Annotated in this window: 11 protein-coding genes and 1 pseudogene; 4 read left to right on the plus strand and 8 right to left on the minus strand. The window is 61.0% G+C overall.

The window, feature by feature from the left end; genetic code table 11:
* Nucleotides 1-207: 207 nt before the first annotated feature.
* A pseudogene (locus tag QMK47_RS01960) lies at nt 208-406 on the minus strand (RNA polymerase subunit sigma); the annotation flags it as partial.
* A 254-nt stretch (nt 407-660) separates the two neighbouring features.
* Here QMK47_RS01960 and QMK47_RS01965 point away from each other — a divergent pair.
* Nucleotides 661-2,541 carry a methyl-accepting chemotaxis protein gene (locus tag QMK47_RS01965; RefSeq protein ID WP_214512939.1) on the plus strand — a complete coding sequence of 627 codons (1,881 nt, stop codon included), beginning with the start codon at nt 661-663 and terminating at the stop codon, nt 2,539-2,541.
* Between the two features lie 198 nt (nt 2,542-2,739).
* On the opposite strand, the gene QMK47_RS01970 is transcribed toward QMK47_RS01965, so the two are convergent.
* The 5 genes from QMK47_RS01970 to QMK47_RS01990 all read right to left on the minus strand — a co-directional run bounded on the left by QMK47_RS01970 (nt 2,740) and on the right by QMK47_RS01990 (nt 9,855).
* Complete coding sequence (locus QMK47_RS01970; RefSeq protein WP_024618586.1) at nt 2,740-3,204, minus strand: SRPBCC family protein; 465 nt, start codon at nt 3,202-3,204, stop codon at nt 2,740-2,742.
* A 32-nt stretch (nt 3,205-3,236) separates the two neighbouring features.
* Nucleotides 3,237-6,761: a non-ribosomal peptide synthetase gene (locus QMK47_RS01975; protein ID WP_320389729.1), complete on the minus strand. Its 3,525-nt coding sequence runs from the start codon at nt 6,759-6,761 to the stop codon at nt 3,237-3,239.
* 10 nt (nt 6,762-6,771) lie between these two features.
* Nucleotides 6,772-7,704, minus strand: coding sequence for a diiron oxygenase (locus tag QMK47_RS01980; RefSeq protein WP_253470803.1), 933 nt, complete (start codon nt 7,702-7,704; stop codon nt 6,772-6,774).
* Nucleotides 7,701-8,477, minus strand: a complete 777-nt coding sequence (locus QMK47_RS01985; RefSeq protein WP_253470805.1) for a DUF3050 domain-containing protein — start codon at nt 8,475-8,477, stop codon at nt 7,701-7,703. The genes QMK47_RS01980 and QMK47_RS01985 overlap by 4 nt, the downstream gene beginning before the upstream one ends.
* A gap of 685 nt (nt 8,478-9,162) precedes the next feature.
* Entirely contained in the window at nt 9,163-9,855 is a 693-nt protein-coding gene (locus tag QMK47_RS01990; protein ID WP_258690151.1) for a GntR family transcriptional regulator, read from the minus strand.
* 271 nt (nt 9,856-10,126) lie between these two features.
* Here QMK47_RS01990 and lapG point away from each other — a divergent pair, with 271 nt between their 5' ends.
* Together lapG and lapD are read left to right on the plus strand one after the other, a co-directional pair.
* Nucleotides 10,127-10,750: a cysteine protease LapG gene (lapG, locus tag QMK47_RS01995; protein ID WP_408980851.1), complete on the plus strand. Its 624-nt coding sequence runs from the start codon at nt 10,127-10,129 to the stop codon at nt 10,748-10,750.
* A gap of 14 nt (nt 10,751-10,764) precedes the next feature.
* Nucleotides 10,765-12,711 carry a cyclic di-GMP receptor LapD gene (gene lapD, locus QMK47_RS02000; RefSeq protein ID WP_320389730.1) on the plus strand — a complete coding sequence of 649 codons (1,947 nt, stop codon included), beginning with the start codon at nt 10,765-10,767 and terminating at the stop codon, nt 12,709-12,711.
* A gap of 779 nt (nt 12,712-13,490) precedes the next feature.
* Here lapD and QMK47_RS02005 read toward each other — a convergent pair.
* Nucleotides 13,491-13,631: a hypothetical protein gene (locus QMK47_RS02005; RefSeq protein WP_320390566.1), complete on the minus strand. Its 141-nt coding sequence runs from the start codon at nt 13,629-13,631 to the stop codon at nt 13,491-13,493.
* 485 nt (nt 13,632-14,116) lie between these two features.
* Here QMK47_RS02005 and QMK47_RS02010 point away from each other — a divergent pair, with 485 nt between their 5' ends.
* The gene (locus tag QMK47_RS02010) at nt 14,117-14,488 is read left to right on the plus strand and encodes a DUF6124 family protein (protein WP_214512946.1); all 372 of its coding nucleotides are present in this window, start codon (nt 14,117-14,119) and stop codon (nt 14,486-14,488) included.
* Between the two features lie 376 nt (nt 14,489-14,864).
* On the opposite strand, the gene QMK47_RS02015 is transcribed toward QMK47_RS02010, so the two are convergent.
* Entirely contained in the window at nt 14,865-15,203 is a 339-nt protein-coding gene (locus QMK47_RS02015) for a hypothetical protein (protein ID WP_053161687.1), read from the minus strand.
* Nucleotides 15,204-15,298: the final 95 nt, after the last annotated feature.

Genomic DNA, 15,298 nt, shown 5'->3' on the forward strand with positions numbered 1-15,298 from the left:
GGGCTGCTGCGCAGCCCAGCGGGAGCAAGCGCCCTCGCCACAGAGAATGAGTTAAGGCCGGGAACAGGTTAGAACTGATAACTCACCGTCACCGAGGCATCGGCCCAGCTGTAGCCGACAGATAGTCGGCGCCCATCAGTACGGTGTGCTTGGTCGCGCCGGTAAAAATTCGGCTTGCAGCATGTTGTCGACGATGAAGGAGTGGAGCCTTTCTTCGGCGCCAGGGGTTTCGGCTTCCGGCAGGTGAGCTATGGTTTGGAGGTAGGCGCGTTCGATTTCTTCTCGCTGCCAATGGTCGATGGTCCGCGGCATCGGCGGCGCTGCCCAGGCGGGGGCGCAGCCAAGTATTGAGCCAGCCGTGATGACGGCTGTAGAGCGCCTGTACTGCAAGCTCGGGAGATGACATGGACGCAACGGCCTGGATGTCACAAATGATCATCAGTCGCACTGTCATCAGCCGCCGGCGAATGTGCAACCACGGTCCACCCGCTGTGTCCTCTCGTCGCCTATTTCTTCGATTCCCTAATTATTTGTACAGGTTTGCCGACAGACTTGTACGTGTGCACCAAAGTGGCGCGGATTGATAACCGCTCGCACTGCTACATAGAACGTTGCAAACCTGGAATGCACTCCCCACTCCTTGCATAAGAAGTCTCATCCATGAATCTAAAGTTCAGTCACAAAATCCTTCTTGCCGCCTCTGGTGTGGTGGTCCTGGCTTTTGCCCTGTTCACGCTCTACAACGATTATTTGCAGCGAACCACCATCGGCAGCAGCCTTGAGTCGTCCATCGAGCAATCCGGCGACCTGACGGCCAGCAGCATCCAGAACTGGATGAGTGGCCGGATACTGGTGCTGGAAAACCTGGCGCAAAACATCGCGCACCAGGGTGCTGCTGCCGATCTGCCAGGGCTGGTCGATCAGCCCGCGCTGACGTCGAACTTCCAGTTCACTTATGTGGGCCAGGCCAACGGCGTCTTCACCCAGCGCCCGGACGCCAAAATGCCTGACGGTTACGACCCGCGTCAGCGCCCTTGGTACAAACAGGCGGTGACCGCCGATAAAACCATGCTGACCCCGCCTTACCTGGCGGCCGTGGGTGGCCTGGTGGTGACCGTTGCCCTGCCGGTGAAGCACAACGGCGAACTGCTCGGTGTGGTGGGCGGCGACCTGAGCCTGGAAACCCTGGTGAAGATCATCAACTCCGTGGACTTCGGCGGTATCGGCCATGCGTTCCTGGTCAGCGGCGACGGTCAGGTGATCGTCAGCCCGGAAAAAGACCAGGTGATGAAGAACCTCAAGGACATCTACCCAGGCACTCCGGTGCGCATTGGCAAGGGTATCCAGGACGTTGAGCTGAACGGGCAGGACCGTATCCTTTCGTTCACTCCAGTGACTGGCCTGCCGAACGCCGAGTGGTACATCGGCCTGTCGATCGACAAGGCCAAGGCCTACGCGCCGTTGAGCCAGTTCCGTACGTCTGCGCTGATTGCGATGTTTGTCGCGGTGGCGGCCATTGCGTTGCTGCTGAGCCTGCTGATCCAGGTGCTGATGCGTCCGCTGACCACCATGGGCCGCGCCATGCAGGACATCGCCCAGGGCGAAGGCGACCTGACCCGGCGCCTGGTTGTGCAGGGCAAGGATGAGTTCGCGGTGCTGGGTGGTTCGTTCAACCAGTTCGTGGAGCGGATTCACGCGTCGATCTCGGAAGTGTCTTCCGCCACTCGCCAGGTGCATGACCTGTCGCAGCGGGTGATGACCTCATCCAATGCGTCCCTCGTCGGTTCGGACGAGCAGAGCGCCCGCACCAACAGTGTGGCCGCGGCCATCAACGAGTTGGGCGCCGCGACCCAGGAAATCGCCCGCAATGCCGCCGATGCCTCGCAACATGCCAGCGGTGCCAGCGAACAGGCCGATGACGGTCGCCAAGTGGTGGAGAAAACCATCCAGGCCATGACCGAGCTGTCGCAGAAGATCAGCCTCTCGTGCACCCAGATCGAAACCCTGAACGCCAGCACCGACAACATCGGCCACATCCTGGACGTGATCAAGGGCATCTCCCAGCAAACCAACCTGCTGGCGCTGAACGCGGCCATCGAAGCGGCCCGTGCCGGTGAAGCCGGCCGTGGTTTTGCGGTGGTGGCCGATGAAGTGCGCAACCTGGCGCACCGCACCCAGGAGTCGGCGGAAGAAATCCACAAGATGATCACCTCGCTGCAGGTCGGCTCTCGTGAAGCGGTGACCACGATGAACGCCAGCCAGACGTCCAGCGAAGAAAGCGTGGAAGTGGCCAACCAGGCCGGCCTGCGACTGGTCAGCGTGACGCAGCGTATCGGTGAGATCGACGGCATGAACCAGTCGGTAGCAGCTGCGACCGAAGAACAGACCGCTGTAGTTGAAACCCTCAACATGGACGTCAGCCACATCAACCTGCTGAACCAGCAAAGCGTGGCCAACCTCAATGAAACCCTGAAGGATTGCGATGCCTTGTCGCAACAGGCCAATCGACTGAAGCAACTGGTGGATAGCTTCAAGATCTGACCCAGTCGCAAGCCGACCCACCGCCATCGCGAGCAAGCTCGCTCCCACAAGGGACTGGCGGTGGGGCGGTATTTTGCATTCACCGCGGAACCAAAACTGTGGGAGCGAGCTTGCTCGCGATGGCGGCCATCCAGTCAACATCATCGGCACAGACCCACCGCTTTCGCGGGCAAGCCCGCTCCCACAAGGGAGTGGCGCTTACTTGAACATCCCCTGCACATTCCCCATCGCCTCATCGGCGAAGCCCTGGAGGAAATCCCTGAAGCCCGACGGCGTGTGGGCGTCGGTGTGGTCGGCGATGATGGTCCAGGTGGCGCGGCAGCGGTTGTCCGCCAGGGGCTCGACGCGCATGGCCGCCCACAGGTTGTCGATACCCAAGGTGTTGTAGATCAGCGTCCAGGTCATGTGCATGGCCTGGTCGTCACGGCTATTGAGCTGTTCCACCACCAGGTTCTGCCCATCGCGGAAGAATTTCTTGCGCAGGGACCTCACGCCCTCGCCGGTCATTTCGATGTGCTCCAGCGCCGGGATGAAACGGTTGAATCCGCCAAAATCACCCACCACGTCCCAGACACGCGCCGCGTCGGCCGCGACCTCCACCGAGGTTTCGACCTGGCAGGCTTGGGGGTTTCTGATCAGGGTGTCGGGTTGAAATGCACTCATGGTCTTGCTCCTTGCTTTGGGTTGAGGGTGTTTCAGATGAAGTCGATGGCCTTGAGGTACTCGGCGCCGCGACGCAGCAGGGCCGGGGACTTTTCCGGGTAGCTGGCGCCCATCTGCCGCACGCCGGCGCGGGCGTTGTCATGGCTGATCAGCGAGATATCCCCGATGTCTTCTTCGAAGCCGTTGAGGTAGAAACCCAGCACGCCAAACAACGCGTTGTCGGCATCGACCCGAGCCAATTGCCGTTGCCACTCGGCAACGCTGACCAACGAAAACTCCCGGCCGCTGTCGCGGAACGACGCGACATAAGCATCCCAGCTCAAAGGCTGTGGGTTATGCAGGTTGAACACCGCTTGCGTCGGCTGGTAACGGCTGGCGTGGAAGGCGATGAAACGGGCCAGGAAATCCACCGGCATCAGGTCGAAGTTGAGTGACAGCTCCGGCACCTGACCGAGTTGGATCGAGCCTTTGAGCATCAGCATCAACCGATTTTTGTGGGGCTGGCAGACCCCGGTCAGGCTGTTGAAACTGATGTTGCCGGGACGGAACAGATTGACCCACACCCCGCGATCCCGGGCCCGCTGCAGGATCCGTTCACCGACCCATTTGGACAGGTTGTAGCCGTTCTTGATGTAGATCGGCGGCGTCTCGGCGGCAGGCTGTTCCAGCACCTGGCCGTCGGCGTCCAGGGCACTGGAGGCGGAAAGCGTGGAGACGAAGTTGAAGATCTTCTTGCTGCGCCCTTCACACAGGCGCAGGCATTCGAAGATCGGCTCCACGTTGTCCAGCGCCAGGGACTCGTAGTCGAGCACATGGTTGACGTGGGCAGCGTTGTGCACCAGCGCGCCGAAGGTGCGGTCGATGCGGGTGTAGACGTCGTCTGGCAGACCCAATTGCGGTTGGGTGATGTCGGCGGCGTACACACTGACGCGGTCCAGGTCCAGGTGGGTCAGGTGATTGTCCTGGAGGGCCTGGGAGAAGCGCTCGGCAGCGCTTTGTTCAGCGCTCGCACGCACCAGGCATGCGACTTCGGTGGCGCCCCAGGCCAGCAGTGCCTCGACGATGTGCACCCCGAGAAAACTGTTGGCGCCGGTCACCACCACCTTGTGCACATCGCCGCATTGGCTGATGGGCAGCGGATCGAGGTTGAGTTCGGCCTCGGCATCGATGAAGGCCTGGGGGCTGAGGACCGATGCACTGTTTTGATCAGGATCGTCCAGCAACTTGGCCAAGGTCATCAGCGTCGGCGCTTCGATGAAGCGATTGATCGACAGGCTGCGACCGAACGTCTGGCGGATGCTCAACAACAGTCGCGACAGCAGGATCGAATGCCCGCCGAGGTTGAAGAAGCTTTCGTCGGTGGCGATGTCCTCGACGGGCAGTTCAAGCAGCTCGGCCCACAGTTGCTGCAGTTGTGCCTCCAGGGCGTTCTGTGGCTGCCGGCGCTGGCCGTCGACCTGCACCTGCACCGCCATGGCGAGCAAGGCCCGACGATCGACCTTGCCATTGCTGGTGTACGGCAGGCTCGGCAATTCGACGTAGGCGGCCGGGTGCATGTAGCTGGGCAAGCTGTTCTGCACATGCTCGCGCAACGCCTGGAGGGCGTCGCCGGAGTGCTCGGGATGAACCAGGAACGCCAGGATCCGCCGCCGTTCATCGACCCCCACCGCCACTTGGCGAAACAACTGGCTATCGCGCAGGCAGTGCTCGATTTCCTCGGGCTCGACCCGAAAACCGCGGATCTTCACCTGATTATCGCGCCGGCCACACAGTTCGATGCCGTTGTCGGTCCACTGGCCGATATCACCCGTGCGATAGACCCGTAGCGTTTGCCCGGTGGGCAGCGCCAGGTCGAGGTAACGTGTCGCGGTCAGCGTCGGGTCGTTCAGATAACCCAGCCCGACGCCCGGGCCGGCGATGTACAGCTCGCCGGGAACACCCTGGGGAACCGGCTGCAACTGTTCGTCCAGGATCAGCACCCGGCCATTGGCGATGGGCACGCCGAGGTTGCGGTTGTTGTCGCCGACGCCGAACTGTCGTGTGGTCGCCAGCACCGTGGTTTCGGTCGGGCCGTAGATGTTGTGGAACTGGCATTGTGGCGCGAGCTGTTCGATCACGAACGGTTCGCAGACATCGCCACCGGTGATCAGGTGCGCCAGGCCCAACGGTGTATTAAGGGGCATGACGCTCAGCAGCGCAGGCGGCAGGAAGGCATGGCTGATGTGCTGCTGGTGAATCAACGCGACCAATTGCTGCGGATCGCGGCGCTGGTCTTCGCTGGGCACCACCAGCAGGGCGCCGTGGATGAAGGTCGGGAGGATATCCAGCAGCGATGCGTCGAAGTTGATGGTGGAAAACTGCAACGCCCGGCTGTCGCGCTGCAACCCGACGTAGTCGCCGTACCAGGCACAGAAGTGACTGAGGTTGCGGTGGCTGAGCAACACGCCCTTGGGCTGGCCGGTGGTGCCGGAGGTGTAGATCGCCACGGCCGGAGCGTCGCTGTCCACTGTGTGGCGGATCAACGAAACCGGGATACCGGGCTTGGGCGATGGCAGTTGATGGACATTGAGCGTTGGCAATGCCAGGTCGCCCAGGTCGCTGTCGCCGTCGTGCAGCAGCAGGTCCGCCTGGGCATTTTCCAGGATGAAGCGCCGACGTTGCGCCGGGTGCTGCGGGTCCAGCGGCAGGTACACCGCGCCACAACCCAGCACCGCCAGGATCGCTGCGTACAGGTGTGCGGATTTGGGCAGGCAGACACCGATCACCTTGTGGGAGGCAGGCTTGCCCCCGATGAACGATGACGCGGTTTGCTTGAGAGCGTCGGTGTCTTCATCGCGGGCAAGCCTTGCTCCCACAGGTCCTGCTCTCCATGTTCCTGCAGGTTCGGAGCTCCGTAGCATTTGCAACATCGGCTCTTGCAACCTCAGCGCCAGGCGGCGCAAGGATTTGTAGTCGATGAGTTGTCCATCGACCCACAGGGCCGGTTGCGCCGCGTCGTCGAGCATGCGCTGTTCGATGCTGTGCATCACCGGCATGTCGGCGGCGGCGAGCAGCCAGGGTATTGGCGGCCGATTGAGGCCGTGCTCGAACGCCAGCGGCTCCAGCGCATCGAGCCCGAGCAGGGGTTGCTCGACAGCGTCAGCGTGTACCGTCGGCCAGTGATCGAAGCAGGTGTCATCCCGGGATAACTGGCTGACCAGCCGTGCGCCGGCCTCGACCACTGTCGCCAGGGTACGCAACCGCAGGGACTGACCGTTGCCATCGCTTTGCGGCGCAATCACCTCCTGGCACAACAGCCGCTGCGCGCCGTCGCGAAATATCACCACCGGTTGCGGCAATACCTCGCCGGGTAGCGTGCGCAGCGCCACGCGGACCTGGAGGCATGCGCGGGCTTCAATGGCTCGCGGTGTCGTACCGTCGTCGATCAACAGGTCGACCACACCGAGGTTGGCCGGCGATTGCCGATCCACGATGCCGTGGCCGTGCAGCTCCAGTTCCCGGGCCAGTTCGGCCATGGCCTGGCTGGTGCCAGGCACTGCAATTTCGAGGCGTTTCATCGAAAGGTCCTCATGGAGTCAGGTAATCAGCGAGGGCGTCGCGTACGCAGGGGGACGCGAGCATCGAGCTGCTGCGGAAAAAGCGCGTGATGTTGCCCACCAACGGGTGAAAACGATTGATGGGGTAGGCCAGCGCACTGGCGTCTTCACGCAGCGCCTGGCGTACCGATTCGTCGACGGGCAGGTGCGCGATCAGCTCGAAGTCGAACGCTTGCTGCAGGTCGCTTGCCAGGTACTGGACGATGAACCCGGGCATCAAGCGCGCAATCGCCGCGCGGTCCTCTTCGGGCGCGGTGCGCCAGTAGATCTGCACCAGTCGCGTCCAGAAACCCGAGTGGCGACCCTCGTCGAGCAAGTGATCGGCCATCAGCCCCTTGATCGAGGCCTTGACCGAGTCGTCCCGGGCGAAGGCCGCCACTTCATTGGTCACGGTGTTCTCGGCGATGGCGATGCAGATCAGCTCCACGGCGCTGAGCAGATGTTCCGGCGCCTGAGCCAAGGTTGCCGGTATCGCGCGGCTGAGTTCGATCTGCCCCGGCAACGGGATCGGTGCGATGCCGGTCATGTCGATGGTCTGCTGCATGAAGTCCATCGCCACCAGCGCGTGATAATCCTCGTCCACCACCACGGTCATCGCGTCGTAGCGGCAAGCGAACGGGAATTCGATGCCGAAGCGGTTCTTGGCGATGCGGCGGGCGGTGTGGTCCACCAGTTCGGTCTCGAAAATCACCACGTCGTTGATGAACTTGTAGAGGCTCTGCACCAGCACAAAGTCGCGCAATTGCGGACAGTGGCTGAGGAAGGTCTGGCTGTGCACCAGTGGCTGGCGGCTCATGGGGAAGATCAGCTTGTCGTCGTCTTCGACCCGGCGCCGTGGCCGGGTACGGATCGTGGCGCGGCTTTCCCAGGCGTCGGCGAAGGATTGGTATTCGACAGCGTTCATGGCGTCACCTGTGCAACCGGTTGGGCCATGCTCTGGCGCAAGCCATCCCACAAGGCCGCGCGGCTGTGGACAGCGGCAAGCGCGGCGACCAGTACTTCGCTTTCGCGCTGCGGGTCGCCATCGATCAGTCGGGCCAACAACTTTTCTGCCGCTGGGCCATGGTCTTCGGAATCGACTTCGATGTGCCGTTGCAGGTAATAACGAAAGGTCGGCGCCTGATCCAGGCCAATGCCCCAAGCGTCGAGCATGCGCTGGAACATCTGCGGGATCACACTCTCGCGACCGTGCACGAAGGCTGCTGCCACACTGTGGGCCGGGGCGTGCAGAGCGGTGTGCAAGGTCTGGCGGACAAACCTTGCCGCCGCTGGTTCGACCTCGACGCTGTCGAGCGCGGTCTCGGGGCTGACGCCCTCCTGCTGCAGGGTGATGAATTGCTCGATCGCGCGGGTATCGGCACCGATTTCCCGCATGGCGTCCAGGTACAGTTCGAAGTGGCTGCAATAGCCTGCGCCGGGGCGCTCATCCGACTCTTCTCCCAGTACGATTTCATTGATCAAGCGAGCCGCTTGCGGGTCGGCCGGCGGCAGCCAGGGCAGGTGGACGCAGGTGAGTTCGCGTTGCAGCCGCTTGGTCAGCGACATGAAGTCCCAGACGGCAAAGACATGGCTTTCCATAAAGCGGCGTAACAGATCGATTGATGTAATCTCGGAAAAAACCGGGTGTTGGCCAAGTTCGTGTTTTTTTAGAGATAGTTGTTCTTTGGATGGCTGCATCGGAACGTCCTCATCAATGATATTTTGTCCGGAAGGTTGCTCGTTATTTAATTAAGGCGAGCGGGTGCCTGAACCGGAATCCATGAATTGCCCAAGGGGCTTAAGCATTCTCTTTTAATCGTGATTTCGGCTTTCGAGGCCCGTATTTGCTTGGCTTGTCGCAAGTCGAAAGGGCCGCAAGTAACGCGGCGCATAAAAAACTAATACACCGAGCAAGTAAGTGGCAAGTATCTTTTTTAATTATTTAAAGTTGGTGTTTTATTGGGCGCGAAGAGGGCTTTTAAAACTTTTTATATAAGTTTTATTTGGGCGAAGAAGCTCCTTCCGATTTACGAGTATCAGAATCGAATAGTTCGAGTGAATGCCTCACTCGGAGCACTTCAGGGATCGGGGAGTTAAGAAATTTTATGTTATGGGCAGGACGTCGGTCGGACATCCGATCATCCCGCCGGTTGGACGACGCTCCTTGCGTATTGGCTTCGATTCGTCTGGCCTCAGCCAGGCGTTGACTTCTTCAGGTCTGTTTTGAATCGACAAGCGCAAGAGTGAGCCCAAATCGATGGCAGTGCCATTGAACTGATGGGACGACGAGTCGCGGCCACGGCCAGGCCGCGCCGCGCAGGCGACAAGTGAGTCGGAAGGATATGTAAGAAGTTTTTACGCCAGCTGGACCGTCGAGGCGGGATCAAGGATTCGACGACTGTTCCAGATACCGGCGCATGGTGACAGAGGCTTTTTCCAGGTGCCGCTCCAGCAATACGACGGCTTTATCGATGTCCTTGGCACACGCGGCATCGAGCAGCGCGCGATGATCGTCCTGGCTCAACTTGCCCAGCCCCATGGATGACAGATGAAAGCGCAGGAAGCGCTCTTCTTCATTGAGCTCGCGCTCGATCAGGTCCAGCAGCTTGCTGTTGGGTGCCTTGTGATAAAGCGACATGTGGAACAGGCGGTTGAGCTTGCCGATCTGGGCGTGATCCGTTTCCGTTTCCAGCTGTTCGATGTACTGGGCGGCCAGTGCCAGGTCGTTGTCATCGAGCAGCGGAATGGACAGGCGCAAGGCGAACGATTCCAGGACCGAGCGCAGGGCGTAGGTTTCTACCGCGTTGTTGGTGATCAACGGTGCCACTACGGCGCCCTTGTGCTGAACCACATTGAGCAGTGACTGTGCTTCGAGCTGGCGCAATGCCTCGCGCACCGGCATGCGGCTCACGCCGAACAGGTCGGCCAGTTCCTGCTGGCGCAGGGCAGTACCGCAAGGCAGGCGTCCATCGAGGATGGCCTCGCGCAGAGACTCTTCGATGATCGAGCGTGCCTGGTCGGCCGGGATGGGGCCGTTGACCTGGATCGTGCTGAGTGGTTTGGGCTTCTGTGTCACGACAACGTACCCTGATTGGTAGTAAAAATTGGATCCAGGCACACGGTAGTTACAGGTTAGCGAACCGTCAAAGTCTCTCGACCGGAGGTTCCTGAACTAAAGTTTAGTCTGCATGCGGTGATTGCACCTTGCCATTGTCTTTTAGTGGGCCAGGCGTCACCATCCAACGAATTTCCAACGACCCTTTTCGGACGTATTTCCCTTGGCTGCACCGTTCCCTGTCCTCAGGTCCTTGCGCTGGCTGTGTTCGGCATTGTTGCTGGCGGGCCTGATGCTGGGTGGCTTGCAGGCTGACTGGGACTTTGCGCAGATCAGTCGGCGGGCGCAAGCGTTATATGGGCCGCTGGGCGAAGGGCAGCAACGGATCGACGCTTGGCAGCAATTGCTGGCGACCCAGAAACAGATCCCGGAACTGGAACAGCTCAAGGTGGTGAACCTGTTTTTCAACAAACAGGTGCGCTACGTGGAAGACATCGACCTGTGGCGCGAGGTCGACTACTGGGAGACCCCGATCCAGGCCCTGTGGAAGGGCGCTGGCGATTGTGAGGACTACGCCATCGCCAAGTATTTCAGCCTGCGTCATCTCGGGGTGTCCAGTGACAAGCTGCGCATCACCTACGTCAAGGCCTTGCGGCAGAACCGTGCGCACATGGTGCTCACCTACTACGCCACGCCCGAGGCGATGCCGCTGGTACTCGACAGCCTGATCGACGGCATCCTGCCGGCCAGCCAGCGAACCGACTTGCTCCCGGTCTACTCTTTCAATGCCGAAGGGCTGTGGCTGCCGGGCGCCAAGGGCAACAAGAAAGTGAGTGATACCAAGCGCCTGTCCCGGTGGCAGGATGTGTTGAAGAAAATGCAGGCCGAAGGTTTTCCGGTCGAGACGACTAACTAGGAGCGCGCGCTCAGATGTCCTTGTTCAAACAGCTGTTGATCGCTATCTGTCTGTTCCTGGTGGTTGCCTTCAGCGGCAGCTTCATGGTCAGCCTGGAGAGCTCGCGGACCCAGTACGTCAACCAGTTGCGCTCCCACGCCCAGGACGCTGCCACGGCGCTGGCCCTGTCGCTGACGCCGAACATCGACGACCCGGCGATGGTGGAGCTGATGGTCAGCTCGATATTCGACAGCGGCTACTACGCCAGCATCCGCGTGGTCGACGTGGCCACCGACAAGACCCTCGTCGAGCGCACCGGCACGCCGGACGCCGGCAGCGTGCCGCAATGGTTCGTCAAGCTGATCGGCCTGGAACCGGCCGGTGGCGATGCCATCGTCAGCCGCGGCTGGGAGCAGGCGGCGCGGGTTGAAGTGGTCAGCCACCCGATGTTCGCCCTCGCCAAGCTGTGGCAGAGCGCGTTGGGCAGCCTGGGTTGGCTTTTGCTGTGTGGCGCCGTGAGCGCGGTGCTGGGGGCCTTGCTGCTGCGGCGCCAGCTCAAGCCGCTGGACTACATGGTGCATCAGTCCCATGCCATCGCCCGTCGCGAGTTCCTGAGCCTGCCAGAGCTGCCGCGCACGCCTGAACTGCGCCGCGTGGTGCAGGCGATGAACCAGATGGTCGAGAAGCTCAAGGCGTTGTTCCAGGAGCAGGCCGAGCGCAGCGAGAAACTGCGGGTCGAGTCCTATCAGGACAACCTCACGGGCCTGGCCAACCGGCGCTATTTTGAAATGCAGCTCAATGCCCGGGTGAGCAACCCGGAGCAGGCCAGTTCCGGTTATCTGCTGTTGTTGCGGGTCAAGGACCTGGCCGGTTTGAACCAGCGGTTGGGCGGGCAGCGCACCGACCAGTTGCTCCAGGCCGTGGGTGAGCAATTGCTGCGTGAGTGCGCGCGGTATCCGGAAACCCACAACCTGGTCACGCGTATTCGCGGCGGGGAATTCGCGGTGCTGGCGCCTGGGCTGGTACGCGAGGAAGCGCTGCAACTGGCGCAGAACCTTGAGGCTGCATTGACGAGCCTGCATGCGACCGGTGCGACGGATGTGGCGTCGGTGGCCTCCATCGGGCTGGCGCCGTTCGTCCATGGCGACTCGCCGCAAGCTGTGCTGCAACTCGGCGACCAGGCCCTGGCCCAGGCCGAAAGCCAGGGCGAACCGGGTTGGGCTTGCCTGGACCACAGCGCGTCGGCCAGTGTCGGTGATGATCACCATGCCTGGCACACGCTGCTCGACCAGGCCTTGAATCATCAGCGCTTCGAGCTGTACTTCCAGCCGGTGGTGGCCACCCAGGACACCCAGGTGGTGCTGCATTACAAAGTGCTGTCGCGGTTGCTCGACGAGCAGGGCCAGACCATTCCCGCCGGGCGCTTCCTGCCTTGGTTGGAGCGCTTCGGCTGGACTGCGCGCCTGGACCGCTTGATGCTTGAGCAAGTGCTCAGGCAAATGGCCGGGCATGAGCAGTCCCTGGCGTTGAACCTGTCTTCGGCGACCTTGGCCGATCCGCAGGCGCTGAACAAGATCTTTGAGATCCTGCGGGCGCATTCCAACCTTGGGTCGCGCCTGACCCTGGAGATTGGTGAAGAGCAACTGCCGGAGCAAGCGGTGCTGGAGCAGTTGACCCGGCGTCTGCGTGAGTTGGGCTTCTCCTTGAGCCTGCAGCGTTTTGGTGGGCGATTCAGCATGATTGGCAACTTGTCGCGGTTGGGGTTGGCTTACCTGAAGATCGATGGCAGCTACATTCGTGCGATTGATCAGGAGAGCGATAAGCGCTTGTTCATCGAGGCGATTCAGCGGGCGGCTCACAGTATTGACCTGCCGTTGATTGCTGAGCGGGTTGAGACGGAGGGGGAGTTGGCGGTGATTCGGGAGATGGGGTTGTTTGGGGTTCAGGGGCAGTTGGTGGGTGAGCCTAAGCGTTGGGATTGAGACTTTTGCGCGAGTACATATCCGTTTCTGCGGTAACGGCTGCTTAGGGTTCCGCCCTTACGGCGGGTCACTTTTGGAAGAGCGCCAAAAGTAACCAAAAGCGCTTTGCCCCACCACTCGGTGCCTCGCTTAGGCTCGGCATGCCCTCACTCCGGCATTGCTCCGTGGGCCGCCGCGAAGGGCCATCCATGGCCCAGCGCGGCTATCCCGGCATCCATGCCGGGATGCCCACTCCACAATGCCTGCGTTCGGCCAGCGTGGTTAACGGGGCGCCGAGATCAACGTCCACCGCGAGGCGGCCTAGTAGCCGACCTGGCTCTCCTGGTCGTACATCCATCAGATCTGTTTGAGCAGGACCTGTGGGAGCAAAGCTTGTTCGCGAGGCGGCCTTACAGCCGGCCTGATTCTCCCGGTCGTACATCCATCAGGACTGTTTGAGCAGGATCTGTGGGAGCAAAGCTTGCTCGCGAGGCGGCCTGATAGCCGACCTGGTTCTTTCGGCCGTACTTCGATCCTATTGTGGGAGCGAGCCTGCTCGCGAAGGCGGCGGTACATTCAGCATTAGTGCAAGCAGACCCACCGCCATCGCGAGCAAGCTCGGCTCCCACAGGGACCGGCGGTGGATTACGGATCTTCTAAACGACCAAAAACCTGTGTGGGAGCGAGCTTGCTCGCGATAGCGTCAGGTCAGACACGTAATCTGTCGCTGACACACCGTCATCGCGAGCAAGCTTGCTCCCACAGGAGAAATGCGATCCCACCCATAGCCAGGTCGGCTATCAGGCCGCCTCGGAGAGGACGTTGATCTCGGGCGCCCCATTAACCACGATGGCCGAACGCAGGCATTGCGCAGTGGGCACCTCGGCATGGATGCCGAGGTAGCCGCGCTGGGCCATGGATGGCCCTTCGCGGCGGCCCACGGAGCAATGCCGGAGTGAGGGCACACCGAGCCTAAGCGAGGTGCCAAGTGGTGGGGCATGAGCGCTTTGGTTACTTTCGCGCTTTTCGAAAGTGACCCGCCGTCAGGGCGGAACCCTAAGTGGCCGTTACCGCAAAAACGGATATACACCCCCTCTAAAAGTAACGTCCTAGGAGATTTCCTTCGAGTTGTAGCGAACTTGGTGAACTTGTCCGGCGTCAGCCTCGTGGCTAGTCTGGGTTTGTCACTGAAAAAACGGTGACACGGACGTGCAAGTCCGAAGAAACTGTTTAGGATGCGACGCTACATCGCTCAGGGGCTTTCTTCTGCCCACTGGCTTTATGGCGGCTGCACGCAGGAGATCCTTGGATCTGCTGGGTGTCCTAAACAGGCCCGGTCTTGCACACCTGCGTACGGCCGCCACCCTAATTCGCGTGCAAGCGAACGGTGACGGTTCCCAACTAATTACTGTTTAGGGTATTTCTCATGTTCAAGGTCACACCAAATCCGCCAGGAAGCCCTGGCAACGGCTCTGAAAAATCCTCGAAATCCAAAAAACTCGACGAAGCCGCTGAACGCGTTCTCGACTACTACCTCAATCCCAAACCAACCGATGAAGCCTCGGGAAAAACCCAAACCGCCCAACTCTTCATGGTCTCCCCAGACATCGACACCGAAACCCTCCTGGCCAATGCCTCCGAAGACTTGCTGTCCATCAGCGCCATCGCCGCCGACCTGGCTGATGACGTCGACGGCTCACGCCGCAGCGTGATCCTGGCGATCAGCCGAATGGCCGATGGGGTGCATTTGTTGGTAGAGCGGGCGATGGATCGGCTGGAGGTTCAAGCGGCGGGCTGACAGGCCTGCGGTGGATTGACCATTGCCATCGCGAGCAGGCTCGCTCCCACATTGGATCTGTGTCGAACCGAATATCGAGATCAACACCAATCAACTGTGGGAGCGAGCCTGCTCGCGATGGCGGAGGGTCAGTTTGCGGTGATGTTGGATACCCACAAGGTTTTTGGGTACTGCACGAACCTGTGGCGAGGGAGCTTGCTCCCGCTGGGTCGCGCAGCGGCCCCAAAAAAGCGATGAGCGCTGCGCACTCAAGCGGGAGCAAGCTCCCTCGCCACAAAAGCTTTCCAGCCATCTCGCCACAGTTTGATCAACGGCAAACATTGTGGGAGCGAGCTTGCTCGCGATGAGGGCCGTTCCGACACCGATGAAACCAGGCCTAGATCAACCCCTTCTCATCATCATCGATCAACCGGCTCAACCCGCCCAAGGCTTCCCGGGCCTGGGTGCGGTCCATCAGCTTGGCCTGGGCTGCGGCTGGCAGGTCGGTGACACGGATGACGCCTTTGCTGGTCAGCACCTGGATCAAGTCATCGAGTACCCGGATCATCTCCAGGTCGCTCTGCTTGAGCTGCTTGAGGCTGTTTTCCACTGCCTGGTTGGCGAACCAGTCCTGGATCTCGTGGTTGTCGGCCGGCAAGGTTTCGGTGGCCTCGGCATAAGCGGTGGCTTCTACGCGCACCAGCAGGCCTTGTGCATCGCGTTGCACATAAAACATCGGGCATCCCTCATGTATGAAGCGGCGTCATGCTGGGCAGCATAGGCCAACTGTGGGGGAGTATGGAGGGTGGAGACGAAATCGTCATCCTGGGA

The sequence above is a fragment of the Pseudomonas sp. P9_35 genome (assembly GCF_034008205.1).
GTDB lineage: Bacteria > Pseudomonadota > Gammaproteobacteria > Pseudomonadales > Pseudomonadaceae > Aquipseudomonas > Aquipseudomonas kilonensis.

Excerpts from the sequence above, each read along its gene's own strand:
- QMK47_RS01965 (WP_214512939.1), top strand. The coding sequence starts at position 661 with ATGAATCTAAAGTTCAGTCACAAAATCCTTCTTGCCGCCTCTGGTGTG.
- QMK47_RS01970 (WP_024618586.1), bottom strand. The coding sequence starts at position 3,204 with ATGAGTGCATTTCAACCCGACACCCTGATCAGAAACCCCCAAGCCTGC.
- QMK47_RS01975 (WP_320389729.1), bottom strand. The coding sequence starts at position 6,761 with ATGAAACGCCTCGAAATTGCAGTGCCTGGCACCAGCCAGGCCATGGCC.
- QMK47_RS01980 (WP_253470803.1), bottom strand. The coding sequence starts at position 7,704 with ATGAACGCTGTCGAATACCAATCCTTCGCCGACGCCTGGGAAAGCCGC.
- QMK47_RS01985 (WP_253470805.1), bottom strand. The coding sequence starts at position 8,477 with ATGCAGCCATCCAAAGAACAACTATCTCTAAAAAAACACGAACTTGGC.
- lapG (WP_408980851.1), top strand. The coding sequence starts at position 10,127 with ATGCTGGGTGGCTTGCAGGCTGACTGGGACTTTGCGCAGATCAGTCGG.
- lapD (WP_320389730.1), top strand. The coding sequence starts at position 10,765 with ATGTCCTTGTTCAAACAGCTGTTGATCGCTATCTGTCTGTTCCTGGTG.
- QMK47_RS02010 (WP_214512946.1), top strand. The coding sequence starts at position 14,117 with ATGTTCAAGGTCACACCAAATCCGCCAGGAAGCCCTGGCAACGGCTCT.
- QMK47_RS02015 (WP_053161687.1), bottom strand. The coding sequence starts at position 15,203 with ATGTTTTATGTGCAACGCGATGCACAAGGCCTGCTGGTGCGCGTAGAA.